This window comes from Candidatus Caldatribacterium saccharofermentans, assembly GCF_050267035.1.
Lineage (GTDB): Bacteria > Atribacterota > Atribacteria > Atribacterales > Caldatribacteriaceae > Caldatribacterium > Caldatribacterium saccharofermentans.
The window spans coordinates 635049-661658 of record NZ_CP187957.1 but is presented as its reverse complement, the minus strand read 5'-3'; the positions used below and the strand labels follow the sequence as shown (position 1 = coordinate 661658).

Sequence of the window (26610 nt, the reverse complement as noted above, 5' to 3'; positions counted from 1 at the left end):
GTGTCACCTGGAAAATCCGCAGAGCCAGGCAGGGCAACTCCCGACGGGTGAGATCTGTTGGAAGAAACATCGGGAACTTGTAAAACCAGGAGGGCATCTTCTATAATGTCTCTGGAGACGAAAACGGAGAGGTGGCTGAGTGGACGAAGGCGCCCGCCTGGAGAGCGGGTAGGCAGGGGTTGAGCCTGCCTCGTGGGTTCGAATCCCACCCTCTCCGCCAGATTTGCCTCTAATCGTGCTAGGCGGGGAGTTAGCGGTGCCCTGTACCTGCAATCCGCTACAGCAGGGCTGAATTCCGGCATGAGGTCCTTCCTTTCAGCCCCGGTTGGGGAAACGGGGTGTTGAGGGCTGGGTCCTGCGCGACGAATCCTCGCCAACCCCGCCAGGCCCGGAAGGGAGCAACGGTACGCGAGGCTCTTCGGGTGCCGCAGGGGTGCCTGGCCGGAGCCACCGGCCCTGACACGGCCTGGGAGGGAGCGATCGAGTGACGGTGCACGATTAGAGGCAATTTTGTGGTTGTCCTCAAAGAGGTGGAACATTGTCGTACCTTGCGCTGTACCGGAAGTGGAGACCATGCCGTTTTGAAGACATTGCCGGACAGGACACCGTCATCCAGGTCCTCCTGAATGCCCTGAAATCTCAGCGTATCCCTCATGCCTTCCTTTTTTCCGGTCCCCGGGGTGTGGGGAAAACTACCACCGCTCGAGTGCTCGCTATGGCGCTGAACTGCCACGAGGGGGTGACACCAGCTCCCTGTGGGGTCTGTAACTCGTGTCTTGCTATCCGTCAGGGTCGGGCTCTGGACGTTGTGGAGATTGACGCTGCCTCGCATCGTGGGATTGATGAAATTCGGGAGCTTAGGGAAAACGTCAAGTATGTTCCGCTTGAGTCCCGTTTCAAGGTCTACATCATTGACGAAGTGCACATGCTCACCCCGGAAGCCTTCAACGCCCTTCTGAAGACTCTTGAGGAGCCACCGGGACACGTTGTGTTCATCCTTGCCACCACGGACCCAAAGCGACTTCCAGAAACCATCCTCTCAAGGTGCGTGCGTCTTTTCTTCAACCCCATTCCCCATGAGGTCATTGTGGAGCAGCTTCGAAGAATCGCCGCTTCGGAGGAGGTCTCAATCGAGGAGGATGTGCTCCACCTCATCGCCCGAAAAGCGGAGGGGTCTCTCCGGGATGCGGAAAGCCTCCTGGAGCAGCTTCTCGCCTTTGGCGAGAAGGTGATTCCCCTCTCCCTTGCGGTCAAGGTGCTCCGGGATGTGGAGACAAGGGATCTCGACGCCTTCTTCACCCTTTTGTGCAAGAAAGACCTGGGGAAAGCTCTCGTGACCCTGGAGGAGTGGCTTTCCCGTGGTCTTGGCCCGGAAGATATTGTGGCGAGTCTTGTACAGTACTTCCGGGACCTTTTCGTGGTGGCCTCCTCAACGTACCACCCTCTTTTTGGGATTTCCCAATCCCGCTGGGATGACCTGAAGGCGCTGGCCGAGCCTTTTGACCCCCAGGTGTTCGGAACCGTCCTCAACCGGTTGCGTGTTCTTGAGGGGGATCTGCGCCGTCTCCCCCATGCTCGCGTTTTGCTTGAGGTTGCTCTTCTCGATATAATAGAATGTCTGGGGCAAAAAGGAGAGGAAGAAAAACCAGAGGCGTCTGGGGCTGCTCCTTCCCGGAGGGATGTCTGGCAAGAAGTGCTTCAGGAGGTCAAGCGCTCGAAAATTTCGCTCTACGCCTTCCTGCAGCTTGCCGAGGTTCACTTCGAGGAGCCCTCGCGTCTTGTGATTGCCTTCGGGCCGGATTGTCAGTTCCATAAAGAAAGCGTAGAGCGCCGGGAGAATCTGGAAATCCTTGAGAAGGCGCTTTTGCGTGTACGCGGGGAGAAATGCCGGATTGAGTGTGTGCTCCAGGGAGGGAAAACAACGGAGACTTGGGGGACTGTGGTTTCTGAGGCTCCCAGGAGAGCGGAGCCAGTGCGGGAACGATTGCGGGAGGGGAATTCCCCCCTTCCGGAAATCCTGAACCTCTTCTCGGGAACCGTAGTGCACTACGTCCCGAGTGAGCAGCCGAAGGGCAGGTGGGAAGATGCAGAACTGGAAAAATCTGATGAAGGAAGCCCAGAAGATGCAGGCTAAAATTGCCAAGATGCAGGAAGACCTCCGGCAGAAAACGGTGGAAGCCACAAGCGGTGGGGGAATGGTCAGGGTCACCTGCAACGGTCAACAGGAAATCTTGGGCATCGCCATTGACCCTGAACTTCTTGAGGAGAAAGACGTCGAAATGCTCCAGGACCTGATTCTTGTTGCCGTGAATGAGGCGCTGAAACGGTCTCGGGAGCTTGCCCAGGAAGAACTGGCCAAAATCACTGGTGGCCTCAGCATTCCGGGTTTATAGAAGGTGGAAGGGGTGCAGGACGCCTATCCTGAATCACTGGACCGGGTCATTCGTGCGCTTTCCCGATTGCCCGGAATCGGACCGAAAACTGCTCAGCGCCTCGCTTTCTACCTCGTGAAGTCCCCTTCGGGGGAGCTTGAGGAGCTCCTTCGAGCTCTTGAGGATATGCAGAGGAAAATCCGCTTCTGCAAGCGATGTGGTTTCTTCAGCGAGGAAGACCTTTGCCGGATCTGCCAGGATGCTTCCCGGGATGCCCACACCCTCTGTGTTGTGGAGCGGCCCCAGGACGTTTTTGCCCTGGAGCGGGCAGGATTCCGGGGGAAATACCACGTTCTGCAGGGGGTCCTCTCGCCCCTTTCCGGTATTGGCCCTGAGGACATCCGTATTCCTCAGCTCTTTGAGCGAATCCAAAGGGAGCACATCGAGGAGGTGATTCTGGCACTGAACCCATCAGTCGACGGGGAGGCCACGGCGCTCTTTCTGGCTCAAAAACTCGGTGCTTTTCCAGTGAAGGTAACCCTGATTGCCCGGGGATTGCCCTCGGGTGGAGACCTTGAGTTTGCCGATGAGGTGACGCTGGCACAGGCGCTTGAAGGGAGACGAGAAATCCGTGTAGCTCCAGGAAAGGAGGCCTTGTAACCTTGGAAAAACCCCTGGAAATTCGATGGCATGGCCGGGGAGGGCAGGGAGTTGTTACTGCCTCTCGTATCCTTGCCGATGCCCTGTTGCGAGAGGGAAAGTACTTCCAGGCTTTCCCCGAGTACGGTCCTGAACGGATGGGTGCTCCGGTGAAGGCGTACAACCGGGTGAGCAGTACCCCGATTCGCATTCACTCGGGAGTGACGAGTCCTGAAATGGTCGTGGTGGTGGATCCAACGCTTCTTGGGGCGGTGGACGTCCTTGAGGGCCTTGCCGAAAACGGAACGGTGGTGGCCAATTTCCCTGGGACTCCGGGAGACTTGCGGAATCTCCTCCATTTTGCTTCCGGAACGGTTGTGGTGGTGGACGCTTCCCGGATTTCTCGGGAAATCCTCGGGCGGGTGGTGGTGAACACTCCCATTCTTGGGGCACTCTGCCGGGTTTTGCCAGAAGTGAAACTCGAGAACGTCCTTGAGGCCGTGAAAGCGCAGTTTGGAGAGAAACTCCGGGCAGAGATAGTGGAGAAAAACCTCGCCTGTTTACGAAGAGCGTATGAGGAGGCGCAGATAGGATGAGCAGGCTCAAGAGCTGGAAGGAACTCCCCCCGGGTGGTGTGATCCTTGAAGCGGGGAACGCTCGAACCTACAAAACCGGTGACTGGAGGACCGAGAAGCCCCAGGTGGACAAGGCAAAATGCATCAACTGTTTCTTCTGCTGGGCATACTGCCCCGATGCTTCGGTGATTGTTGATGCCGACCGGGGGACGATGGAAGGCTTTGATTACGACCACTGCAAAGGCTGTGGCATCTGTGCGAGTGTTTGCCCCAAGCAGGCGATCACCATGATTCCGGAACGATAGAAAGCGAGGGAGGTTCAGTGAGCAAGGTCCTTGGCTTGAATGGGAATGCCGCGGCGGCTCACGCCATGCGCCAGATTAACCCCCATGTCGTTGCCGCCTATCCCATCACCCCACAAACGGACTGTGTGGAACGCTTTGCCGAGTTCGTCAGCGAAGGTCTTGTGGACACCGAGTTCGTGACGGTAGAGAGCGAGCACAGTGCGCTGAGTGCTTGCATCGGTGCAGCGGCAGCCGGTGGCCGGGTGATGACGGCGACGTCCTCTCAGGGGCTGGCCCTTATGTGGGAGATGCTCTACATCGCCGCAAGCATGCGCCTGCCCATCGTCATGATGGTGGTGAACCGGGCACTTTCAGGGAACATCAACATCCACTGCGATCACTCCGATACCATGGGGGCCCGGGATGCTGGGTGGATCCAGCTATTTTCGGAAAACGCCCAGGAAGTGTACGACAACATGATTCAGGCAGTGAGGATTGCAGAGGACATGAGGGTCCGGCTCCCGGTGATGGTCACCCAGGACGGGTTCATCATCAGCCACGCTGTGGAGCGGGTGGAGTTACTTGACGATGAAGAAGTGAAAAACTTCGTAGGACCGTACAGGCCTCTGTACCCCCTCCTTGACGTTCGCAATCCGGTCACCTATGGTCCTCTGGACCTTTTCGATTACTACTTCGAGCACAAACGCTCCGAAATCGAGGCCATTGATAACTGTCTTCCGGTCATCGAAGAGGTCGGAAAGGAGTTTGGGAAGCTCTCTGGAAGGCCCTATGGGCTTCTTGAGGAGTACAGACTCGAGGATGCGGAGTACGCGGTGGTGGCTTTAGGTTCAACCTGCGGCACCGCTAAAGAGGCAGTGGACCGCCTGCGGGACCGGGGGAAGAAGGTCGGGCTTTTGAAAATCCGCTGTTTCCGGCCATTCCCCAAGGACGAAGTCATTCGTGCCCTGGCACCGCGAAAAGGCGTTGCAGTTCTAGATCGTTCGGTCGTCTTTGGCGGTTTTGGTGGACCGGTGTTCACCGAAATCCGTTCTGCTCTTTACGACCTTCCGTCTCGACCACTGGTCATCGACTTCTACTACGGCCTTGGAGGTCGGGACATTTACGTTGAGGACATCGAGAGAGCCTTTGCCCGCATTGAGGAAGTCGTTCGGGCGGGACGGGTGGAGAAACACATCGACTATCTCGGTTTGAGGGAGTAGGGGGGTGACGACCATGCCAACCCTGAAGGAACTGGCGAAGCGACCGGAACGGCTTACCCCAGGGCACCGGCTCTGTGCAGGATGTGGAGCACCTATTGCAGTGCGGCTCATCCTTGCGGCGGCGGATAAACCGGTGGTGGCGGCGAACGCCACGGGGTGCCTGGAAGTTTCAACGACCATTTTCCCTTACACTGCCTGGAACATTCCCTGGATTCACAGTGCCTTTGAGAACGCTGCGGCCACCATTGCCGGTGTTGAGAGCATGTACCGGGCCAGGCGCAGGAGAGGAGAGATTGAGGAGGAAATCTACTTCGTCGCCTTTGGAGGGGACGGAGGGACCTATGATATCGGGCTTCAGGCGCTTTCTGGAGCTTTAGAGCGGGGACACCGTTTCCTCTACGTCTGCTACAACAACGAAGCCTACATGAACACGGGTATTCAGCGCTCCAGTGCCACACCCCTTGGGGCCTGGACGACCACAAGCCCTGTAGGGAGGGTGCTTCCGGGGAAGACCCAGTGGCGGAAGAACCTCACCGAAATCGTTGCCGCTCACGGCATCCCCTATGTTGCCCAGTCTGTGGCTTCGAACTGGCGGGATCTTGTCACCAAGGCAGAGAAAGCGTTCCACACCGACGGACCGTCGTTCATCAACGTCCTTGCTTCATGCAACCGGGGCTGGCGCCATGAGCCTTCGGAGACTCTGAAGATTATGCAGCTTGCGGTGGACTGCTGCATCTGGCCGCTCTACGAAGTGGAGAATGGGGTGTACCGGCTCACGTATAAGCCCAAGGAGAAGAAGCCGGTGGAAGAGTGGTTGAGAACCCAGGGGAGGTTCCGTCATCTCCTGGCACCGGGAAACCGTCACCTCGTTGAGGCTTTCCAGCGCTACGTCGATGAAGAGTGGGAACGTCTCCTGAAAAAGTGTGGGGAGGCGTGAGACAAAAAGGGGTGGGGTGTCCCCACCCCTTTTGCGTTTTCCGAAGAATCGCTGAATCCCTCCGGTGTCCCACATGATATGAACCCGTACAAGGACTTGACAGAGGATACCGTATATGATACACTGACATCGATGACATCACGGGGTGCGGGATGCCCAATGTCGTCACGAGCAAAGGGAAGAAGAGCTTTCAGGTTTATCCTTCCAGCTTTGCTATGCATGCTTTTTGTCCACGTCATTCCTATTTTCTGGGGTGCCTACATTGCCTTCATCGACCTTGATATCTATACTATTACCCGGTGGATGCAGGCTCCCTTTGTGGGGTTGCGCAATTTCTTCACGGTGTTCTCCCCTGCAACCGACGTGGGTGTCCGGTACCTGCGCTCTATCTGGAATGTCGTGTACTTTGGCCTTGTCACCATCCCCGCAGGGTACTTCATTGGCCTTCTTGTGGCGTTGCTCCTCAATCGGAAATTCTTTGGCCGGACGCTGGTGCGGGGGCTCATTCTTCTGCCGTATATTACCCCGGACTCTGTCGCCTATAATGTCTGGCGGTTCATTTTCCAGGCTCGCATCGGTATTGTCAACAAGTACCTTCTCGCTCTGGGTCTTATCGAAGAGCCGATTATCTGGCTTGTGGGGGACCGGGCCATTTACGCCGTGATGATTGCAAGTGTCTGGAAGGGATGGCCTTTCGCCTGTCTTGTCCTCCTTGCGGGATTGCAGAGCATTCCTCAGGAACTCTACGAGGCAGCGAGAATCGATGGTGCATCGTCTTTTGGGCTTTTCCGTTTTGTGACCTTTCCCATGCTTCGTCCGGTGAGTGCCACACTGCTTCTGCTTTCGGCCATCTGGAACTTCCACGCCTTCAACCAGTTCTACATCCTCCTTGGAGCCGATCCGGGGAAGGCTCATGTACCCTCGACCTTCATCCTCCAGGAAGCCTTCACCAACTTCCATTTTGGTCAGGGTGCGGCGATGTCCGTGTTCCTTACGGTGGTGGTGCTTTTGATGACCGTGGCCATTCTCCAGGTCCGGAAAAGGGGCGAGGAGTGGTGAAACTCACTTTTCGGGTTCTTCTGGGGAGAATCCTCTTTGGCCTGGCGGTTTTCCTCGTACTTGCCGGCGTTCTCATTCCTTACCTCTGGATGGTTTCAGGGTCCTTCAAGACCACCCTCGAGATTCAATCAGCTGATGTTCTGAAACCAGAGCTCTCACCCCGCTGGTTTCCCCGGAAGTTCACCTGGGAGAACTACCTTCGGGTGAACCGGACGGTACGGATGCTTGATTATTTCAGAAACAGCATTATTATCAGCGTGGGAACCATGGTGTTTTCAGTGGGCATCAGCCTCTTTGCCGCCTATGCGCTCTCGCGCTTCACCTTCTCCTGGAAGAGGATGTACACCCTTGCGGTACTCTCCACGCAGATGTTTCCCGGGATATCCTTCCTCATCCCGTATTTCATGATGTTCGTCCTCATCAAGCACTACCTTGGGCTTCCCATGCAGAACACCTATTGGGGGATGATTTTCACCTACACGTCCTTTGCTCTACCCTTCTCCATTCTCATGCTGCGGAACTTCCTGGATTCCATCCCCCGGGAAATTGACGAGCAGGCTCAGATTGATGGATGTACCCCTTCGGGGGCGCTTTTCCGGGTTATCCTGCCCCTTGCAAAACCCGGTATTGCCGCCGTGGGTATTTACTCTTTCATCATGGCCTGGAACGAGGTGCTTTTTGCCACCGTTTTAACCGGCCGAGAGACGAAAACCGTTGCACTGGGGCTTCTTGAGTACATCACGGCGCAGCAGGCCCGCTGGGCGGGTATGATGGCCGCCTGTATTCTCGTTTCCATTCCTGTGCTTGTTCTCTTCAGCCTCATGCAGCGGTACATCATTGAAGGGCTTGTGGCGGGAGCGACCAAAGGATAAAGGGGGTGAGAACGGGGTTGGCTTGAGGAGATGGAAACCTTCGGATGCTCTCCACGACTCGACAAAAACGAAAGGAGGAGGGAGCAATGCGCAAGTCGTGGGTGCTTGTTGTGGTTTTTCTTTGGGTGGTATTGACATCGGTGACAGCACTGGGAAAGGGTACGATCACCTTCTGGCTCATGCCTAATGCTCCAGATGAAACACACATTCCCTGGCTGGAAGAAAAGGCTAAAGAGTTCGAAGCCCAGACCGGGTATAAGGTCAACTTTGAGGTCATCGGCTGGGGAGAGGCGTGGCAGAAGATTTCCGTTGCTCTGGCGTCACAGACCGGACCCGATGTCTTCCAGGTTGGCACTACCTGGAACCCCCAGTTTGCGGCCACCGGAGGGCTTGAGAAACTCGACCTTGCTGAGTTTGGTGGTGCCGATGCCTTCATGAAGGCCAACTATATCTCTACCACCTACAAAGGTGAAAGTTACGGTGTACCCTGGTTTGCCGAAACCCGCTGTCTTTTCTACAACAGGGACATGTTCGCCAAGGCGGGGGTGCAACCTCCAGCGACGTACGACGAGCTTAAGGTGGTGGGGAAGAAGATCGTGGAGACCTTCGGCGAGGGTTCGGCCATTGCCATTGCCGGAACGAACGCTTGGGACCTCCTGCACAACTGGGCCATTGTGCTCTGGGCTTACGGTGGGGATCTCCTTACCCCCGACAACAAACAGGCAGCTTTCAATGGTGAAGCAGGAGTTACGGCCATGAAGTGGTATGCCAGCCTCATCCTCGACGGTCTTGCCGCCAAAGCCTGTGCAGAGTACAACCAGCCCCAGGCCGATGCCGCGTTCATCAACGGCAACGTGGCCATGTGCTTTATGGGTCCCTGGAATATTGCCGGCATCGAGCAGGAGAACCCCGATCTCCCCTATGACGTGGTGGAACCTCCCGCCGGTCCGGTGAAGCGAGCTTCCTTCTCAGGAGGGAGCAACCTCGTCATCCTCAAGGGAAGCCCCAATAAAGACGCGGCCAAGGAATGGATCAAGTTCCTCCTCAGCAAGGAGAACCTTGTGGACTACACCAAGAACCTCTCCCATATGCTCCCGGCAAAGATCGAGGCCTTTGAGGATCCCTACTACGACACTGGTGTGTGGCAGGTTTTCAAAAAGACCCTGGGGTACGCCACGGCCTATCCGCCCCTTGCAGTGTGGGGAGACATTGAGAATGCTGTGGTTCGAGAGTTCCGGAATATCCTCACTGCTGTAGCCAGTGGTCATTACTCCGAGGAGACGGTGAAACTCTACCTCGACAAAGCCGCTGAAAAGGTGAATGAAGCCCTTGCCAGGGAACGGTGATCGGCAGGGTAGGGGAGCGGGTATCCGCTCCCCTCTATCTTGAGAGTTGGGAAAATGGGAAAGTTCGGCATTGCTGTCATCGTGTGCTTTTTCTTCTGTATCTTCGCTGAGGCTTCGGTGGTGGTCACGGCTACAGGGGAGCACCGGTATCCCTGGGCTCCCCTTGATCTGGACGGCGATGGTCAAATTGAATGGATCCTTGAGGGAAACCTCTGGAACGTATACTCTGCTGATGGTCAGGTGACCATGGTCTGGGATGACAAGACGCTTGCTGTGTCGATTCGTCTTGCCGATATCGTTCAGGAACAGCCCTCCGGTTGGGTGAATGGGTATCCGGAAATCTGGTACGGGGCAAAAGTCTGGAACACGCTTGGGCCAGCACTTGATGGTCCTGTACCCCTCCCTCAGAAACTTCGAGATCTCCGTGATATTTCCGTAACGGTGGAGTACGAGGTCCGCAGGCTTGACCCTCGTCTCCCGTATAATCTGTGTTTGGAGGCCTGGCTCACTCGGGACACGGAGCGGGGTCGGGCGGTACGGAGTGACGAAGTCGAAATCATGATATGGCTTGATTACCAGAATATGCGGGGGGCAGGGACTCTGGTTGGCCAAACGACGGTTGGTGGAAAGGTGTACGATGTGTGGTATGAAGAACGCTGCGGGAACGGGGGCTGGGAATATTTCGCCTTCGTACCCAAAGATCCTGCTCCTTATGGAACAGCCACAATCTGGTGGGGACCATTTATACAGGAGGCTATGAGGTACTCTTGCAGGTCCAACTGGCCGGACCTGTACTTCACAAGCATTGAGCTTGGCAGTGAATTTGGTGCGCCACATTACCTCAGGCGCAATGACCTTGACTGGGAAGTGCGATCTTTTGTTATTTCCTGCGGCCAGAGAAACATTCTGGGAGTAGAGACACAGTAAGCTTTGGAATCTCTGAAAAAAGAGGGGAGAGGAACATGGCAACGCTATACGACGTGGCGAAACTTGCAGGAGTGTCTCCAAAAACCGTTTCTCGAGTCCTCAACGAGAGCCATCTGGTAGCAGAGGAGACACGGAAACGTGTCTGGGAAGCCATCCGGAAGCTCGATTACCATCCCAACGTCATGGCTTCCTCGTTGAAGAAGAAACGTTCCAATAACATCGGGTTCGTCGTTCCTTACGGGTCCGACTTTGTCTTCCACGACCTCAACATGATGGAGCAGCTTCGAGGAGTGCACGATGCAGTAACTCAGGAAGGGTACAATCTCCTTGTTTCCGTTCCGCTCAGCAAGAAAGATTCCCATCAGGAAGCCGTGAGACTTCTGAAAAAGCGTAGCGTCGATGGAGTGATTCTCTACCCTTCAGCGGGCATTGACCCCATCATTGCGGAGTTTGACGCCAAGTCCCTGCGCTATGTGACCCTGGGGATGTACTCGGAGCGTCAGGAGACGAACTTTGTGGAGATCAACGTCTTCCCTGGGGCCTATCTTGCCACGCAGTTTCTCCTTGCCCAGGGACATCAGGTGATTGGCCTCATCACAAGGCCCAAGAGCTTTTTCAATTATCCGAAAGAGGACCTCTACGTTCAAGGGTACCGGAAGGCCCTCAAAGAGGCGGGAGTGGAGTTTCGTCCTGAACTTGTGCGGGAGGGGGACTTCACCTTCGAGGGGGGATACAGGGAGTGCCTTCTTTTGAAGCGGACACACCCTGAGATGACCGCACTCATCTGTGCCAGTGACCCGATGACTTACGGAGCTATTCGGGCCCTGGAGTCCCTTGGGCTCCGGGTGGGGAAAGACGTGGAGGTCGTTGCAGGGGATAACCTCCCCCTCACGCAGAAGCTCTTTCCCTTCCTTTCTGCTATCGTCAACCCCTCCTATGAACAGGGTTTCCAGGCTGCCAAAATGCTTATTTCCATTATCCAGGACGGACAGGACGCTCCGGGAGTTTTCCTGGATGCCGGGTTTGTTGTTCGGGGGTATTCCCGGGAAGCATAACGGAGTAGGTGGGGTGTTCCTCTGCCATCGCCAGGTCCTGAATCCTCATACCGCTCACGTTTTCACGAACCGGTTCACGACGCTGCCCGCCTTTCGCCGTGGGGAGGCCTGCATACCCAGAGATCCGCTGCGGGGTAAATAAAATAGAGCCTCAGAACTACGGAACCTGTCCAGGGGAAAACCCCGTCAAGACCAGCAGGAAAAAGGGAGGAACACGAGAAAAAAACGCTGTAGAAAGCGGAGTTCAAAAGATTCTGGAGCCGGCGATCCGACTTGAACGGACAACCTGCGGATTACGATTCCGCTGCTCTGCCATTGAGCTACACCGGCTCCGAAAATATTGTAGCGAAGCACCTTCTGGCAGTCAAGGCCTTGTATAGGTCCACATCATGTGGGACACTCGGAAAGTCCAGTGTTGCTCAGCTCCTCCCAGGGCTCCTCTCCCCAAGCTCGAGTCTCGTCTTTTCCTATTCTCCACCTCTTCCGTCCGCTTTTCGCGGTGGAACCTCGTGTTCCAAGGTCCACCTCGTCCTCATAGTGCGGGGAGAACCCTCCCGGAAGGTCCGGTTGAGCCGTTCCACCATCCCATTGAGCTTTGGAGACCTTGGAGGAAGGACGAAGAGCTTGATACCGTATTCCTGCGAGGATCCTCAAACTCCCCATAGAATTCGCTCCCTCCATCTACTTGAATGGCCCGCACTGGAAAGGGGCACTTCCTGAGGAGTTCCTCGAGGAACACCCTGGGAAGATTCTCGTGGCTTGAGCATGGAGGGAGGAATAGGCCCACCGCAAGACGAGATCTCCGGCAGGAATTCCCTATACACCTTTCCAGGAAGGGGACGGATGTCCAGAGTGTCGATGGCGGCAAGATCCCGGGGGATACCACCTCGGAGTCTTGGGGCTTTCTCTGAGCATGGGGTCTTTGATTCCCCCGTGGGCTTTTTGTGGCAGAAACCCTCCTCGGTTTCTCTCCCTCTCTCAAAAGACCCCGGGTTTTGAGATACCTGAGGATCCTCCCCACGGTGGAGGAAGAAGCAGTGAAACCCTCTCTCCTGAGGAGGACGGTGAGCTTCCCTTTCCCCAGGAAGGGGAATTCCTCCCGGAGTCTTTGAATTCCCTCCACAAGCTCTGAGGTCCACTGGGGCTTCCGAACCTTTTTGGGTCTCCTGGACCTGCCTTCCGGGCTTTGGAGGTTTCTGGGGTTCTGCTTTTTCTTCCACCGAAAGGAGGCTTCGGGCTATTCAATCTTTCGCAGGTGACGGCTAAGAGGAGGGACTGAGCAAAGTCGAGGACTTCAAGGATTCTCCCTTCTTCGAGAGTCCATGGACTTGAGCGAGCTTGGTAATGGCATTCCTTCTGGGAAGCTCAAAAGGCGGAGGACCTCCAGAATATGCCTGAAGCATCCTTGTTCCCTTTGTGCTCCCCTTATACAGGTGCAGGGCCTTTCTTCTCTTAGGTTTTTCGATACCCGAGTTAGGATACAGGGCCTCTCCCTTTTTGTCTCCCTTACCTACCGCAGATCTCTGTGAACCTATCCAGGCCTCTCCGTGAAGACCGCGAATCCATTGCTTGTGCACGGAGGGATTGGTTGTGGGGAAACTTTGGGCTTCCACGTTTGGAGGGGAACCCCAAACCTTGCCCATAAAAAAAAGACTCTTACAGCGTGCGGGGCGTCCTTTTTTCAAGCCGGTTTCGCAGGACTATGGAGAGGGCGTTGAGGCTTAAGGTAATGGCTAAAAGCACGATGATTCCTGCGGCAGCGTTGGCGTGAAAGGCTTTCTGGGGACGGGAAACCCAGTTGAAAATCTGGATGGGCAGGGTGGTGAAGGGAGAGAGGACGCCCCGGGGGAGGAAGGCGACGTAGGTCAGTGCCCCGATCATGATGAGCGGCGCGGCTTCACCGATGGCTCTGGAGACCGTAAGGATGATCCCGGTGAGGATTCCAGGGAAAGCGACAGGGAGAATCTGGTCCTTGAGGGCCTGCCAGCGGGTAGCCCCAAGGGCCAGGGCGGCTTCCCAGAGCGATTGAGGAACAGCCCGCAGGCTCTCCCGGGTGGAGACGATGACGATGGGGAGAACAAGGAGAGCAAGGGTCAGGGCTCCCGTGAGGAGACTCCGTCCCAGTTGCAGGACACGGGCGAAGAGCTCAAGGCCGAGCATGCCGTAGATGATGGAGGGGACGCCTCCTAAGGTGGCGATGCTCGCCTCAATGGCGGCACTCAGGCGATTCCTGGGGGCATACACCTCGAGGTACACGGCGCTACCTACCCCCAGGGGGATGGCAAAAAGGACGGTCAGCACGGTGACGTAGATGCTCCCCACCATGGCGGGAAGAATGCCGGCCTCTTCGGGCTTGCGGGAGGGGAAGCTCGTGAGGAATTTCAGGTTCAGGCGGGGAAGGCCGTCCAGAAAGGCGTCGATGATCAGGGTGAAGAGCACAATGAGGGAAAAAAGGAATGCCAGGGTGGCAAGAACCAGGAACGCCTTTTCCTTCTGCCTTTTCCGAACAAGGAGCATATCTGTACCCAGGGTGCTTTTCACTGGTACACCTCCCGGAATCGCTGGCGGAGTCTTCGGGCAATAAGATTGAGGAAGAACGTGAAGAGGAAGAGCACAAGGCCCACAGCGAAAATCGTCTGGTACTCAAGAGTCCCGGCGGGAACATCACCCAGGCTCACCGTGGCGATGAAGGCGGTCATGGTCATGATGGGGACAAAGGGGTTGAGGGTGAGCTGGGGCATAGACCCTGCGGCGATGGTGACGAGCATGGTTTCCCCAATGGCTCGAGACAGAGCAAGGATAAACGAAGCAGTGACACCCGAGAACGCCGCAGGGAAAACGATTTTTGTGGCGACCTCGAACTTCGTTGAGCCCAGGGCGTACCCGGCCTCCCGGAGGCTCTGGGGGACGGCGTGCATGGCATCCTCGCTGAGAGAAGACACTAAAGGCAAAATCATGATGCCCATGACGATTCCAGGGGAGAGGGCGTTGAACCCGGCAAGAGAAGGGATAACCCTCTTGAGGAGGGGGGTGACGAAGAGTAGAGCAAAGTACCCGTAGACCACGGTGGGGACTCCCGCCAGAACCTCAAGAATAGGCTTGCAGATGCTCCTGGTTCTCGGGGTGGCGTACTCGCTGAGGAAAATGGCAATGAGGATCCCCAGAGGTGCAGCAACGAGAACGGCAATGCCTGTAGTGAGGAACGTTCCGCAAAGAAGCGGCAGGATACCGAAGTGTTTCTCATAGAAGAGTGGGGTCCACTGGGTGTCGGTGAGAAAGGAGAGTACATTGACTTTCCGGAAGAACAAAACAGATTCGAAAAAGAGCATCCCGATGATACCTAGAGTGGTGAAAATGGCCACAAGACTGAAGACGAAAAAGAGATGCCGGACAAAGGCCTCTTCTTTTTTGGCTCGCCGCAATACCTGCTGTGTTTCCTTCACAGGACCTCACCCACTTTGCTGGCCCGCCTCCTGGGAAGCGGGCCAGCTCCTCTTCTACTGCGTTTCTTTTTTCAGGAGTTCCTCTATGGAGACTCCCACCGTGGCGCCGTGCCCGCCAAAGACCGAGCCGGTGACGCGTTTTCTGAAACGCTCAAGGGCGAGTTCGTAGGCGTTCTCCGGGAGAGGGACGTAGCCGACCTCTTCCACGAGGTCTTTGGCGTGCTCGAGGTAGAAGGTGATGAACTTCTCAACCTCGTCACGATCGGCGCTTTTCCGACTGACGTAGATGAAGAGAGGCCGGCTCAGGGGTTTGTACGTCCCATTCTTGACGTTTTCCGGCGTGGGGGCCACGGGGCCCTGGCCACTGTCGATGGGAACGGCTTTCAAGATATCCTGATTCTCAAGGTAGTACGCAAGGCCAAAGTATCCCAGAGCGTACTCATCCTGGGCGACTCCCTGGACCAGGACGTTGTCGTCCTCGCTGGCCACGTAGTCACCCCGGCTTTTCTTTGCCTCGCCAACAATGGCCTCGGTAAAGTACTCAAAGGTTCCGGAGTCTACTCCGGGACCAAAGAGGGTGATGGGTTTTTCCGGCCATCCGGGACGGATGTCACTCCAGCGAATTTGTTTCCCCTGGGCTTCGGGTTCCCAGATTTTCTTGAGCTCTTCCACGGTGAGGTAATCCACCCAGGTGTTTTTGGGATTCACCACTACAGCAATACCATCGAAAGCAACGGGGAGCTCGATGAACTCAATGCCGTTCTGCTGGCAGGCCTCGATTTCCGAGGCTTTGATAGGACGGGAAGCGTCGTTGATGTCCGTTTCTCCCCGGACAAACCGCTTGAAACCGCCACCGGTACCGGAAATCCCCACCGTGACTTTAACGTCCTGGTACACCTTCTGGAATTCCTCAGCCACGGCTTCGGTGATAGGGTAGACGGTGCTTGAACCGTCGACGGCGATGATTTTCTCCGCCGCCAGGGCACCAAAAGAGATGAGCAGGGCACAGGCAGAAAGACCCAAAACCAGGAACTGCTTCACTTTCACTTCGCTCACTCCTTTCTCGATTCTCCCTCCATTATGAAAGCCGAAAAACACACGAGGGCAAAACGCAGGTTAAAGTTTTGTTAAAAATCTGTAATGTCCCTGTGTTGAGGAACATACCCCTTATTCTGGCTTACCCTGGAAAGGTTGCCGATGCGTATTGCCCCCTGGTCTTTCCTCATCTGTGCCAAAAGTGGAGTTCTCGCCTGCTCAGGCCTGTAAATGGTTCCAGGGGAGAAGGAGACTCGCCCTTCGTTTTGTGAATATCTTGCTTGGGGTCTTCTGGAGAACCGTTCATCTCCAGGGCTCTGCGGCATCTTTTTGGGCTGGTACAAAATTTTTCCACTGGTCTCTTGACTTTTTCTTGTTTTAGAATTAATCTTAAAATGTACAAAGTACAGGGAGGTGAGGATCGTCAAATTCGCCGAAGACCTGAAAGAGTTTCTGCGGTCCCGGGGTGTGCGCCCCTCGTACGTGCGGCTGAAGGTGCTGCAATACCTCCTTACGGAAAAGACCCACCCCACAGCCGAGGAAATATACCGGGCTTTGGTCTCCGAAATCCCCACGCTTTCTCGAGCTTCGGTCTACAACGCCCTGGCAGTACTTTCTGAAGCTGGGGTCGTTCAGGCCCTCACCATTGAACGCCACGAGGGTCGGTATGACGCAAAAGTCGGAGAACACGGGCACTTCCAGTGTGAGGTGTGTGGAAGGGTGTACGATTTTTCCGTGGATTTTGGGTCCTTGCGCCACGAAGCGCTCGAGGGTTTTCTGGTGAAAAGGCGAGACCTGTACTTTCGGGGAATCTGCCCCGAATGTCAGAAAGGAGGAGAATCTCATGGAAAATCTGGGTAGAATGCCACTTCTTGGTGAGCGGTTTCCCGAGATGGAAGTCAAAACCACCCACGGGATGAAGAAGCTCCCCGACGATTACGCCGGGAAATGGTTTGTGCTCTTCAGCCATCCTGGAGACTTCACTCCGGTGTGTACCACCGAATTCGTGGCCTTCGCCAAAAAGGCCGAAGCATTCCGGGCCCTGAACACTGAGCTCATCGGGCTTTCCGTGGACCAGGTCTTTGCCCACATCAAGTGGACGGAGTGGATTCGGGAGAAGCTCGGTGTGCCCATTCCCTTCCCGGTCATTGCCGATGAGCTTGGACGGGTGGCCCAGACTCTCGGGATGATTCACCCCGGGAAAGGGACGAATACCGTCCGGGCAGTGTTCATCGTGGACGATAAGGGTATCCTCCGGCTTGTCATGTACTACCCGCAGGAAGTCGGACGAAGCGTTGACGAAGTTCTTCGAGCCCTGAAGGCGCTTCAGGTCTCCGATGCCCATAAGGTGGCTCTTCCTGAGAACTGGCCGAATAACGAACTTCTCGGGGACAAGGTTATTGTTCCGCCAGCAGGAACGGAAGACCTTGCCCGGGAACGCCTGGAAGCGGCCAAGAGAGGAGAGCTTGAGTGTTTCGACTGGTGGTTCTGCTATAAGAAACTGTAAAAGGGGGGTTCGTTATGGCGCGCGTGGCGCGGGAAATGGTGGAGAAGGCAGGTATCAACGTGGATCAGCTTGTGGAGCTTCTTGTGAAGAATGCCGCAGCGGAATTGACCACGTATTACTACTATACCATCCTGCGGTGCAATCTCATCGGCCTTGATGGTGAGACCATTAAGGAAATCGCAGAGGTTGCCCGTATTGAGGACCGCAACCACTTCGAGGCACTGGTTCCAAGAATCTACGAACTCGGTGGATCGCTCCCGAAGGACATGAAGGCATTCCACGACATTTCGGGCTGTCCTCCAGCGTACCTTCCAGCGAAAATCGAGACCGTTGAGGATATCCTCAAGGTACTCGTTGAGGCGGAACGCTGTGCGGTTCGCCAGTACACCTATATCTGCAACCTCACCGCAGGAAAAGACCACCGCACGTACGACCTGGCGCTCTCCATTCTCCATGAGGAGATTGAACACGAATCCTGGTTCTCGGAGTTTTTGGGGGAGGGTCCTTCAGGCCACTTCATGCGGCGAGGGGAAACCTCTCCCTTTGTGTCCAAGTTCCTGAAATGAAACGCAGGGGGCCGACAGGGCCCCCTTTTGGGTGCTTCTCATGAAGCGGTTCACCCACGCTGAGCTTCGGTACTACGATGGGAAAGAGGGAAGGCCTGCATACGTGGCCTTTGGGGGAAAGGTCTACGACGTCTCCTCAAGTTTCCTCTGGAAGGGGGGTCGTCACCAGGCATTGCACAGCGCTGGGGAGGACCTCACCGAAGCGTTGCGGGAAGCCCCTCATGGGGCAGAGCTTCTTGAGAGATTCCCCGTGGTGGGGGAACTCGTGGAGGAATAGTTCTCCTTGCTCTCCGGATATCCTCAGGATATAATGGCCTCAGCATGGTACGATATGTCCTGAGGCGGTTGCTTTTCACCATTCCTGTTCTTTTTGGCATTTCTCTTGTGGTCTTCCTTGTGGTGCGCCTGGCTCCAGGGGATCCGGCGAAGGTCATGGCAGGGGAACACGCCTCCCCGGAGTTCATCGAGGCGGTGCGTGTCCGGTGGGGTCTGGACCGCCCTCTGTACGTGCAGTACGGCATCTGGCTTTCGCGTGCGCTGCGAGGGGATCTCGGGCTCTCCATCGCCACAAAGGCCCCCGTGCTCCAGGAGGTTCTGGGGCGTTTTCCCGCTACGCTCGAGCTCTCCCTTGTGGCCATGATGTTCGCCACGGTTTTCGGGATGGCTGCGGGTATCCTCTCTGCGGTGCGGCAGTACTCGCTCTTCGATTACCTTGCCATGGTTGGGGCACTCATCGGCATTTCGGTTCCGGTGTTCTGGCTTGGCCTCATGCTCATGCTCTTTTTTGGGCTCTACCTTGACCTTTTGCCCATCTCAGGGCGCCTTGACCCCGGGATCACTCTTCGGACCATCACGGGGCTGTACCTCCTTGACGCGCTCCTGACTCGAAACGGCAAGGCCTTTGTGAACGCCCTTGCGCATCTTGTGCTCCCCGGGGTTGCTCTTGGCACCATCCCCATGGCGCTCATCGCCCGCATGACCCGCTCGGCCATGCTTGAGGTCATCCGTCAGGATTTCATCCGCACGGAACGGGCGAAAGGCCTTCCGGAGCGACTGGTCATCTACCGCCATGCATTGCGGAATGCCCTTATTCCCATTGTGACAGTCATCGGCATGGAGTTCGGGCTGCTCCTTGGAGGAGCCATCCTCACCGAGACGATTTTCGCCTGGCCGGGTCTTGGGCGGTACACGGTGGATGCGGTGTACGCCAGGGACTACCCGGCTATCCAGGGGGCAGTACTCTTTATCGCCTGTGTTTTCGTGATTGTAAACCTTGTGACGGATATTCTCTATGCCTATATCAATCCGAGGATACGATACCGGTGAGGACCATCGAGGACATCGCTGAAACCTTTCGTTTGCTGTGCCGGAATCGGGCTGCTCTCGCGGGCCTTGTCATCCTTGGGGTCTACGTTTTCGTTGCCCTTTTCCCCTGGCTTCTTGCCCCCAATGACCCCCTCAAACGCGACCTTGCGCTCCGGTACCAGCCGGGGTTCTGGGCGGGGAAGGAGTTTGCCCGTTTTCCTTTAGGAACGGATTACCTTGGGCGGTGCGTGCTCTCCCGCATCATCTGGGGAACCAGGACTTCCCTTCTTGTTGGTGTGATTGCCGTGTCGATTTCTACAGGCCTTGGAATGTTCCTCGGGCTTCTTTCCGGGTATTTCGGCGGATGGGTGGATATTGCCCTCATGCGGGTGGTGGATATTCTCTTTGCTTTCCCGAGCATTCTCCTTGCGATCACCATTATGGCTGCTTTAGGTCCGGGGCTTGAAAAGGCGATGATCGCTATCGGTATCGTTTACACTCCCCAGATGGCCCGGGTGGTGCGGAGTGTCACCCTGGTCATCCGGGAAATGGAGTTCATCGAGGCCGAACGGGCGCTTGGGGCGAGCCACGCCCGAATTCTCCTCCACCACATTCTCCCCAATGTCCTTGCCCCGGCTGTGGTATATGCGACGTTGAGCGTGGCTGGAGCCATTCTTGATGCCGCTGCTTTGGGGTTTCTGGGGCTTGGAGCCATGCCACCAGCGCCCGAGTGGGGGGCAATGCTCTCGGGGAGCCACAAGGCCCTGACCTCGGGAGCCTGGTGGGCGGTGGCCTTTCCGGGGCTGGCCATTATGCTTGCGGTCTTGGGGTTGAACCTCCTTGGTGATGGGATGCGAGATCTCCTTGATCCTCGCCTCCGGATGTAGCGATGAAGCCGGTACTCCTCCAGGTTGAAAACCTGAAGACGTACATCACCACGCACCGGGGAGTCGTGCGGGCTGTTGACGGAGTGAGTTTTGAGATCTTCGAAGAGGAGACCCTTGGTCTTGTGGGGGAGTCGGGGTGTGGCAAGAGCATGACGGCACTTTCGATCCTCAAACTCTACCCCAAACCCCAGGGGAAGATTGTGGAGGGGAAGATTGTCTTCGAAGGGGAGGACCTGGTGCGGAAAGATGAAGAGGAGATGCTGAAAATCCGGGGGAAGCGGATCTCCATGATTTTTCAGGAACCCATGACCTCTCTTGACCCCGTGTTCCCGGTTGGGGAAGGTATTGTGGAGGTCCTCATGCTCCACCAGGGACTTTCACGAAGCGAAGCCCAGAGGGAAGCTGTACGACTTTTGCGAATGGTGCGCATTCCCGAGCCAGAAAGGCGCGTGCACCAGTACCCCCACCAGCTCTCCGGAGGCATGCGCCAGCGGGTTATGATTGCCCAGGCTCTGGCATGTCGACCAAAGCTCCTCATTGCCGATGAACCAACAACGGCTCTTGATGTCACGGTTCAGGCTCAGATTCTTGAGCTCATCAGAACGCTCAAGAAAGAGACGAAAACCGCCGTGCTCCTCATCACCCATGACCTCGGTGTTGTGGCTGAGTACTGTGAGCGGGTTGCCGTCATGTACGCCGGGAAAATCGTGGAGAAGGCCGATGTTCTTTCGCTTTTTGCCCGACCTCTCCACCCCTATACCCGGGCACTCCTTGGGGCTTTGCCTCGCCTTGACGGGAAAAGGTCTCGTCTTGAGGCTATCCCGGGATCGGTGCCAGACCTCATTGCTCCGCCTTCAGGGTGCCGGTTTCATCCCCGTTGCCGGGAACGCCTGCCCCGTTGCAGCGAAGAGGAGCCCCGTCTTTGGGAAGTTGAGAAAGGGCACGAGGTTGCATGCCACCGCTTATAGAGATACGGAATCTCCGAAAGCAGTTTCTCCTTTCTGGAGAATGGTGGGGAGAGCGGGTAACGGTTGATGCCGTGAGTGGAGTGTCCCTCTCCATCTTTCGGGGGGAAACCCTGGGGCTCGTGGGAGAGACGGGCTGCGGGAAGAGCACCCTTGCCCGGTGTATTTTGCGTCTCATTGAACCCACGGAGGGGTCAGCGCTCTTTGAGGGAGTAGATATTTTCTCCCTCTCTCTTCGGGATTTTCAGCCGTACCGCCGGCGCATGCAGATTGTTTTCCAGGACCCCTTTGCTGCACTCAATCCCCGGAAAACGGTGTTCTCCATTCTTGAAGAACCTCTTATCATCCACGGGGAACGGAATCCCCGTATTCGCCGGGAAAGAGTGGAAATGATGGCGCTGCAGGTTGGCCTTGAGCCGAAACTCCTCAGGAATTACCCTCACGAGTTCTCCGGAGGGCAGAGGCAACGTGTCTGTATCGCCCGGGCGCTCATCCTTGAACCGGACTTCGTGGTGTGCGACGAGCCGGTCTCGGCCCTTGATGTTTCTGTGCGGGCACAGATTCTCAACCTCCTCTGTGAGCTCCAGGAAAAGATGCACCTCACGTACCTCTTCATCACCCATGACCTCAGCGTGGTGCGCCACATTTCCCACCGGGTTGCCGTCATGTACCTTGGGAGAATTGTGGAGGTTGCACCAACCGAGGAACTCTTTACGAATCCCCTCCATCCGTATACCCAGGTGCTTCTTGCCTCCATACCGGTCCCTGACCCTGCAAGGCAACCCACGCGCGTTATCCTCGAGGGCGACCCTCCAAGCCCCATTCATCCTCCTTCGGGATGTCGCTTCCATACCCGGTGCCCGAAGCGCATGGAGGTATGTGCCCTCCGTTCCCCAGAGGCATTTTGCACTCCCCAGGGACATATGGTTTTCTGCCATCTCTATGGGGTATAATGGAGGAAATCCACAAAGGAGGGTTGGCTATGCGAAAGGTGTTGTTCCTTCTGTGCTGTCTTGCTGTAGCGTTTTTCGTCTTTCCTGCTCTGGCTTCGGAGCCAAGGTATGGTGGAACGCTCATTTATGGGAGTGCCGGGGATGCCACGCGCCTTGACCCGGCGGACGTAACGGACGGGATTTCCATCACCCGGACGGATGCGATGTTCGAAGGGCTTGTCCGGTACAAACCCGGGACCACCGAAATCGAACCGTGGCTTGCCGAATCCTGGGAGGTTTCCGAGGACGGGCTCACCTTCACCTTCTACCTCCGCAAGGGGGTCAAGTTCCACGACGGCACCGACTTCAATGCCGATGCCGTGGTGTACTCCTTCAAGCGCCAGTTTGACCCCAACCACCCCTTCCATCAGTATGGGGAGTGGGCGTACTGGCAGTGGATGTTCAACTACGTGAAGGATGTGGAGAAGGTCGACGACTACACGGTGCGTATCACCCTCTCTCAACCCAATGCCTCCTTCCTCACGAGCATGGCCATGTTCACCGTGGCGGTTGTGAGCCCCACCGCCTGTGAGAAGTACAAGGGGGACTTCTTCAAAAACCCGGTGGGTACAGGGCCCTTCAAATTCGTGGAGTGGGTGAAGGATGACCACATGACGGTGGAGGCTTTTGAGGACTACTGGGGTGGACGTCCGTATCTTGACCGCATCATCTTCCGGGTCATTCCCGACCCTTCGGTGCGGCTTCTTGAGCTTGAGAAGGGTTCCATCCACTGCATGGAGTACCCCAACCCCGATGACCTTGAACGGATTGCCAAAAACCCTGACCTTGTCCTCCTTGAGCTTCCTGGCATCAACGTTGGGTATCTCGCCATGAACATGGGGGAGGACACTCCCGGTTTCCAGAAACCCTTTGGGGACGTTCGGGTCCGGAGGGCCATAAACCACGCAATCAACAAAAAGGCCATTGTGGAGCACCTCTACAGGGGGACGGCAGTCCCGGCGAAGAACCCCATCCCGCCCACCATGTGGGGGTACAACGATGATATTGAGGATTACGAGTACGACCCGGAGAGAGCGAAAGCGCTCCTTGCCGAGGCGGGGTACCCCAACGGCTTTGAGACGACGCTCTGGGTCATGCCGGTTTCCCGCCCGTACATGTTCGATCCCCCGAAAATCGCTGAGGCTATTCAAGCCGACCTCGAGGAGGTAGGGATCCGGGCGAACATCTACACCGTGGAGTGGGGGACCTACCTCCAGGAGACCGAGGCAGGAAAGCACCCTATGTGCCTTCTTGGGTGGATTGGGGACAACGGTGACCCCGACAACTTCCTCTACGTACTCCTTGACAAGGACAACGCCATCGTGGGGAGTGCCGGGAACGTGGCGTTTTACCGGAACGACGAGCTCCACGAAATTCTCATCAAAGCCCAGCAAACGTATGACCAGAAGGAGCGTGAGGCCCTCTACAGGAAGGCTCAGGAAATCATCCACAACGATGCCCCCTGGGTACCCCTGGCGCACGCCAAGCTCCAGATGGTGCTCCGGAAAAACGTGAAGGGATTTGTGCTCCATCCTCTGGACCGGAAGTACTTCCAGAGTGTGTGGCTTGAGGAGTAATCGAGAGGACAGGAGCCCCGGAGAAGACCCGGGGCTCCTGAACCTAGAGGAATTCCTCGAGCGCCTTTTCCAGTGGTTTGCAAATAACCGGCGGGATCTTCCCTGGAGAGCTGAGTACTCTCCGTATCGGGTCTTGGTTGCAGAGGTGATGCTTGCCCAGACCCAGGTGCCACGGGTTGTCCCCTATTACCTCCGCTTCCTTGAGCGTTTCCCCGACGTCTTCGCCCTGGCTTCGGCCCCGCGGGAGGAGGTACTCCTTGCCTGGGAAGGCCTCGGGTACTACCGGAGGGCTCACCACCTCCATGAAGCGGCACAGAGGATTGTGGAGCATTTCCAGGGCCATATCCCTGCTGATATCACAACCCTGCGGCGCCTTCCAGGCATCGGACCATATATCGCCTCGGCCATCTTAGGCATCGGGTACAATTTGCCTGTACTTGCACTTGACACCAATGTGCGGCGTGTGCTCTCGAGGGTTTTCGGTGCTAAAGAGGGTGCGAACCTCTGTGAGATAGGCAACCTCCTCGTTTCCCATATGCCTTCCGGAAAGGCTCGTCATCTCAACGAGGCCCTGATGGATTTCGGGTCGCTGGTCTGCCTTTCTCGAAAACCTCGCTGTTTTCCGTGCCCTTTCCAGAGGTTTTGCGCCTTTGTGAAGGATGCGGGGAAAGAAAGTCGCATCCGACAACGGCGTACTCTTCTTGAGATTTGCGTTGCGGTGTGCTGTGCGGGGGAAGAGGTACTCCTCACAAAAAGCGAAGGTAAGCTCTTTCCCGGTCTTTGGGGACTGCCCCTCAGGGAGCAGGACGGGGAAGACCCCCGGGTGTGGATTGACGCCCTTGGTAAGCGTTACGGTTTCTCGCCTCTGGCCTTGAAGGAATGCGGCGTGGTCGCTCATGCCTATACCCGGTACCGGGTGCGGGCAAGGGTCCTCAGGGTTTCCGGGAAAAGAACGGGTACGCTTTCAGGAGCAGCGTGGGTGGCCTTTCGTGAACTTTTTCAGTACCCTCTGCCTTCGCTCTTTCGGAAAGCTCTTGCTCTGGGATGTCCTGGGGAATACCGACCTTAGGGTTGCGGTTTTCTTCCCGTAAAGGAGGTGAACCATGTGGAGAAAACCGTATTTTTCGTCTTCCGGGATGAAGAGATGTGTTTCATCCACGTACTTCTGTACGCCCTGGACTATGCGGTGTCAGGGAAGGTTCTGAAAATTGTCTTTGAGGGAGCGGCCACACGGCTCATTCCTCGTCTTTCCCAAAAGGACCACCCGCTCCATACCCTTTATGAGAAGGTAAAGTCCCAGGGAGGTATTGCCGGGGCCTGCAGGGCATGCTCGGCCAAAATGGGGGTCCTTGAGGCGGTGCAGCAGGAAGGTCTTCCCCTGCTTGACGAGATGAACGGCCACCCGAGTATCCGGCGCTTCGCCGAAGAGGGCTTTACGGTGCTTGTGCTTTAGGGGTGGCAACGGTGGCGTTCTTCGTTCGGGTGTTACTCCTTGCAGTAGAGCGGAAAGCCCTGGTGCTCTCAAGCCTCCGAGAACACGTGGTGATTTCCCTTCTGGCCTGTCTTTTCATTGCGCTCTGCGGTGTCCCCCTGGGCATCCTCATTGCCCGTTTCCGGCGTGTGGCCTTCTGGATCATCGCCACAACCGGTGTCCTCTACACCATCCCGGCTCTGGCCCTTTTTGGGTTCATGATTCCACTTTTTGGCATCGGCCTGCGACCAACGCTTTTTGCCCTCTTCATTTACGGCCTCCTGCCCCTTGTACGGAACACCTACGTGGGCATCACGACGGTGGATCCGGCCATCGTGGAGGCCGCAAAGGGCATGGGGAGCACTGACTGGCAGTTGCTCTGGCGGGTCCAGATCCCCCTGGCGCTCCCGGTGATTGTGGCTGGGCTCCGGACCATTGTGGTGATGACGATTTCCATGGCCACCATTGCCGCTTTCATCGGTGCAGGGGGTCTTGGGGTGCTCATCTTCCGTGGCATTACCTCTTACTATCCTGAGCTCATCGTGCTCGGGAGTCTCCTGGTCGCCGCACTTGCCCTTGGGGCTGATGGGATGTTCGCTGTCCTTGAAAGGCAGCTCATGAGGCGTTTGCGCTTATGAAAGGAGGATGAAGCATGAAGCGCTTTTTCATAGTGGGACTTTTTGTGGTCTTGCTTTTGGGCGGGAGCTCTGGTTTTGCGCAGGGGTGGTGCGTCCGTTCCCTGGCCGAAGCCAGAGAACCGGGGAAAATCGTGGTGAGCAACAAACCCTTCACCGAGTCCTACATCCTTGCGGAAATCATGGCAGAGCTTTTGCGCCGCCGCACGAACCTTTCCGTTGAGCGGCGGATTATCGAGGGGGGAACAACCTCCATTCTCCACCCGGCACTCCTTGCTGGTGAGATCGACCTTTACCCGGAGTACACCGGGACTGCCTGGCAGGAGGTGTTGAAACACCGGGAGATTATCCAGGATCCTCTCAAGCTCTATGAAGCGGTAAAACGGGAATACGAGGAGCGTTTTGGTCTTGTGTGGTTGCCCCTTTTCGGTTTCAACAACACCTTCACCCTTGCGGTTCGGAGAGCATCAGCAGAACGAGATGGGCTCCGGACCTTTTCCGACCTTGCCCGGGTTTCCGAGCGGTACGTCTTCGGGGCCGAGCCGGACTTTTTCGAACGCCAGGATGGATATGAGAATCTCGTCAGGACCTACGGTTTCCGCTTCAAGGCCACACGGCAGATGGCCATTGCCCTGAAGTACCCGGCGATTGTCTCCCGTGAGGTCGACGTCATCAACGCCTTTTCCACCGATGGGCTTTTGCGGAAGTTTGACCTTGTGGTACTCGAAGACGATCGGCAATTTTTCCCCTCTTATCTCTGTGCCCCGGTGATCCGGAAGGAAGTCCTTGACCGTTATCCTGAGGTCGGGAGGGTACTTGGGCTCCTCGAGGGGAAGATCAGCGATGCGGAGATGACCGAGATGAATTACCTCGTGGATGAGGAACGCCGGGACCCGAAAGACGTGGCCCGGGAGTTTTTAGAACGAGAGGGGCTTCTCTGA

Annotated in this window: 29 protein-coding genes, 2 tRNA genes and 1 other RNA gene; 27 read left to right on the top strand and 5 right to left on the bottom strand. The window is 56.5% G+C overall.

What is annotated here, in order from left to right:
- Window positions 1-125: 125 nt before the first annotated feature.
- The 14 genes from ACPT9Q_RS03445 to ACPT9Q_RS03380 all read left to right on the top strand — a co-directional run bounded on the left by ACPT9Q_RS03445 (window position 126) and on the right by ACPT9Q_RS03380 (window position 11286).
- Window positions 126-220, top strand: a tRNA-Ser gene (locus tag ACPT9Q_RS03445).
- Between the two features lie 13 nt (window positions 221-233).
- Window positions 234-498, top strand: an RNA gene (ffs, locus tag ACPT9Q_RS03440) — signal recognition particle sRNA large type.
- A gap of 40 nt (window positions 499-538) precedes the next feature.
- Complete coding sequence (dnaX, locus tag ACPT9Q_RS03435; protein WP_427366328.1) at window positions 539-2134, top strand: DNA polymerase III subunit gamma/tau; 1596 nt, start codon at window positions 539-541, stop codon at window positions 2132-2134.
- A complete protein-coding gene (locus tag ACPT9Q_RS03430; protein ID WP_017872820.1) occupies window positions 2124-2393 on the top strand; it encodes a YbaB/EbfC family nucleoid-associated protein in 270 nt (89 codons plus the stop codon). The genes dnaX and ACPT9Q_RS03430 overlap by 11 nt, the downstream gene beginning before the upstream one ends.
- 12 nt (window positions 2394-2405) lie before the next feature.
- Complete coding sequence (gene recR / locus ACPT9Q_RS03425) at window positions 2406-3032, top strand: recombination mediator RecR (RefSeq protein WP_017872821.1); 627 nt, start codon at window positions 2406-2408, stop codon at window positions 3030-3032.
- Between the two features lie 2 nt (window positions 3033-3034).
- On the top strand, window positions 3035-3607 hold the full coding sequence (locus tag ACPT9Q_RS03420; protein ID WP_427366327.1) for a 2-oxoacid:acceptor oxidoreductase family protein: 573 nt from the start codon (window positions 3035-3037) through the stop codon (window positions 3605-3607).
- A complete protein-coding gene (locus ACPT9Q_RS03415; RefSeq protein ID WP_017872823.1) occupies window positions 3604-3891 on the top strand; it encodes a 4Fe-4S dicluster-binding protein in 288 nt (95 codons plus the stop codon). The genes ACPT9Q_RS03420 and ACPT9Q_RS03415 overlap by 4 nt, the downstream gene beginning before the upstream one ends.
- Before the next feature lie 17 nt (window positions 3892-3908).
- Window positions 3909-5090 (top strand): transketolase C-terminal domain-containing protein, encoded by a 1182-nt coding sequence (locus ACPT9Q_RS03410; protein WP_427366326.1) that lies wholly within the window; start codon window positions 3909-3911, stop codon window positions 5088-5090.
- Window positions 5091-5103: 13 nt separating this feature from the next.
- A complete protein-coding gene (locus tag ACPT9Q_RS03405; protein ID WP_427366325.1) occupies window positions 5104-6027 on the top strand; it encodes a thiamine pyrophosphate-dependent enzyme in 924 nt (307 codons plus the stop codon).
- 219 nt (window positions 6028-6246) lie between these two features.
- Window positions 6247-7086, top strand: a complete 840-nt coding sequence (locus ACPT9Q_RS03400; protein ID WP_017873882.1) for an ABC transporter permease subunit — start codon at window positions 6247-6249, stop codon at window positions 7084-7086.
- Entirely contained in the window at window positions 7083-7958 is an 876-nt protein-coding gene (locus ACPT9Q_RS03395; protein ID WP_427366324.1) for a carbohydrate ABC transporter permease, read from the top strand. The genes ACPT9Q_RS03400 and ACPT9Q_RS03395 overlap by 4 nt, the downstream gene beginning before the upstream one ends.
- Before the next feature lie 86 nt (window positions 7959-8044).
- Window positions 8045-9304 carry an extracellular solute-binding protein gene (locus ACPT9Q_RS03390; protein ID WP_017873884.1) on the top strand — a complete coding sequence of 420 codons (1260 nt, stop codon included), beginning with the start codon at window positions 8045-8047 and terminating at the stop codon, window positions 9302-9304.
- A gap of 54 nt (window positions 9305-9358) precedes the next feature.
- Window positions 9359-10231, top strand: a complete 873-nt coding sequence (locus ACPT9Q_RS03385) for a GH12 family glycosyl hydrolase domain-containing protein (protein ID WP_427366322.1) — start codon at window positions 9359-9361, stop codon at window positions 10229-10231.
- A 35-nt stretch (window positions 10232-10266) separates the two neighbouring features.
- The gene (locus tag ACPT9Q_RS03380) at window positions 10267-11286 is read left to right on the top strand and encodes a substrate-binding domain-containing protein (RefSeq protein WP_017873886.1); all 1020 of its coding nucleotides are present in this window, start codon (window positions 10267-10269) and stop codon (window positions 11284-11286) included.
- Window positions 11287-11541: 255 nt separating this feature from the next.
- Here the strand turns inward: ACPT9Q_RS03380 and ACPT9Q_RS03375 are convergent.
- The 5 genes from ACPT9Q_RS03375 to ACPT9Q_RS03355 form a co-directional block, all read right to left on the bottom strand.
- Window positions 11542-11616 (bottom strand) — tRNA-Thr (locus ACPT9Q_RS03375).
- Window positions 11617-11818: 202 nt separating this feature from the next.
- On the bottom strand, window positions 11819-12409 hold the full coding sequence (locus ACPT9Q_RS03370) for a hypothetical protein (RefSeq protein ID WP_427366320.1): 591 nt from the start codon (window positions 12407-12409) through the stop codon (window positions 11819-11821).
- A 533-nt stretch (window positions 12410-12942) separates the two neighbouring features.
- The gene (gene pstA, locus ACPT9Q_RS03365; RefSeq protein WP_427366318.1) at window positions 12943-13827 is read right to left on the bottom strand and encodes a phosphate ABC transporter permease PstA; all 885 of its coding nucleotides are present in this window, start codon (window positions 13825-13827) and stop codon (window positions 12943-12945) included.
- On the bottom strand, window positions 13824-14729 hold the full coding sequence (gene pstC / locus ACPT9Q_RS03360; RefSeq protein ID WP_017872442.1) for a phosphate ABC transporter permease subunit PstC: 906 nt from the start codon (window positions 14727-14729) through the stop codon (window positions 13824-13826). The genes pstA and pstC overlap by 4 nt, the downstream gene beginning before the upstream one ends.
- Before the next feature lie 54 nt (window positions 14730-14783).
- The gene (locus ACPT9Q_RS03355; RefSeq protein ID WP_017872443.1) at window positions 14784-15776 is read right to left on the bottom strand and encodes a phosphate ABC transporter substrate-binding protein PstS family protein; all 993 of its coding nucleotides are present in this window, start codon (window positions 15774-15776) and stop codon (window positions 14784-14786) included.
- A 402-nt stretch (window positions 15777-16178) separates the two neighbouring features.
- Here ACPT9Q_RS03355 and ACPT9Q_RS03350 point away from each other — a divergent pair, with 402 nt between their 5' ends.
- The 13 genes from ACPT9Q_RS03350 to ACPT9Q_RS03290 are packed head-to-tail and all read left to right on the top strand — an operon-like array spanning window position 16179 to window position 26610.
- Window positions 16179-16625, top strand: coding sequence for a transcriptional repressor (locus ACPT9Q_RS03350; protein WP_017872445.1), 447 nt, complete (start codon window positions 16179-16181; stop codon window positions 16623-16625).
- Entirely contained in the window at window positions 16609-17271 is a 663-nt protein-coding gene (locus ACPT9Q_RS03345) for a peroxiredoxin (RefSeq protein ID WP_017872446.1), read from the top strand. Before ACPT9Q_RS03350 ends, ACPT9Q_RS03345 begins: the two co-directional genes overlap by 17 nt.
- Before the next feature lie 14 nt (window positions 17272-17285).
- Window positions 17286-17837 carry a DNA protection during starvation protein gene (gene dps / locus ACPT9Q_RS03340; RefSeq protein WP_017872447.1) on the top strand — a complete coding sequence of 184 codons (552 nt, stop codon included), beginning with the start codon at window positions 17286-17288 and terminating at the stop codon, window positions 17835-17837.
- 40 nt (window positions 17838-17877) lie between these two features.
- Window positions 17878-18114 carry a cytochrome b5 domain-containing protein gene (locus ACPT9Q_RS03335; RefSeq protein WP_026137203.1) on the top strand — a complete coding sequence of 79 codons (237 nt, stop codon included), beginning with the start codon at window positions 17878-17880 and terminating at the stop codon, window positions 18112-18114.
- A gap of 44 nt (window positions 18115-18158) precedes the next feature.
- Window positions 18159-19163: an ABC transporter permease subunit gene (locus tag ACPT9Q_RS03330; RefSeq protein ID WP_026137204.1), complete on the top strand. Its 1005-nt coding sequence runs from the start codon at window positions 18159-18161 to the stop codon at window positions 19161-19163.
- Window positions 19160-20029: an ABC transporter permease subunit gene (locus ACPT9Q_RS03325; RefSeq protein WP_017872450.1), complete on the top strand. Its 870-nt coding sequence runs from the start codon at window positions 19160-19162 to the stop codon at window positions 20027-20029. Before ACPT9Q_RS03330 ends, ACPT9Q_RS03325 begins: the two co-directional genes overlap by 4 nt.
- Window positions 20030-20031: 2 nt before the next feature.
- Window positions 20032-20997, top strand: coding sequence for an oligopeptide/dipeptide ABC transporter ATP-binding protein (locus tag ACPT9Q_RS03320; protein WP_017872451.1), 966 nt, complete (start codon window positions 20032-20034; stop codon window positions 20995-20997).
- Window positions 20982-21947, top strand: a complete 966-nt coding sequence (locus tag ACPT9Q_RS03315) for an oligopeptide/dipeptide ABC transporter ATP-binding protein (RefSeq protein WP_017872452.1) — start codon at window positions 20982-20984, stop codon at window positions 21945-21947. The genes ACPT9Q_RS03320 and ACPT9Q_RS03315 overlap by 16 nt, the downstream gene beginning before the upstream one ends.
- 29 nt (window positions 21948-21976) lie before the next feature.
- The gene (locus ACPT9Q_RS03310; RefSeq protein ID WP_017872453.1) at window positions 21977-23563 is read left to right on the top strand and encodes an ABC transporter substrate-binding protein; all 1587 of its coding nucleotides are present in this window, start codon (window positions 21977-21979) and stop codon (window positions 23561-23563) included.
- A complete protein-coding gene (locus tag ACPT9Q_RS03305) occupies window positions 23553-24632 on the top strand; it encodes an A/G-specific adenine glycosylase (RefSeq protein WP_427366315.1) in 1080 nt (359 codons plus the stop codon). The genes ACPT9Q_RS03310 and ACPT9Q_RS03305 overlap by 11 nt, the downstream gene beginning before the upstream one ends.
- 36 nt (window positions 24633-24668) lie before the next feature.
- Window positions 24669-25016 carry a DsrE family protein gene (locus tag ACPT9Q_RS03300; RefSeq protein WP_017872455.1) on the top strand — a complete coding sequence of 116 codons (348 nt, stop codon included), beginning with the start codon at window positions 24669-24671 and terminating at the stop codon, window positions 25014-25016.
- Between the two features lie 11 nt (window positions 25017-25027).
- A complete protein-coding gene (locus tag ACPT9Q_RS03295; RefSeq protein WP_427366313.1) occupies window positions 25028-25672 on the top strand; it encodes an ABC transporter permease in 645 nt (214 codons plus the stop codon).
- 14 nt (window positions 25673-25686) lie between these two features.
- Window positions 25687-26610 carry a glycine betaine ABC transporter substrate-binding protein gene (locus tag ACPT9Q_RS03290; protein ID WP_017872457.1) on the top strand — a complete coding sequence of 308 codons (924 nt, stop codon included), beginning with the start codon at window positions 25687-25689 and terminating at the stop codon, window positions 26608-26610.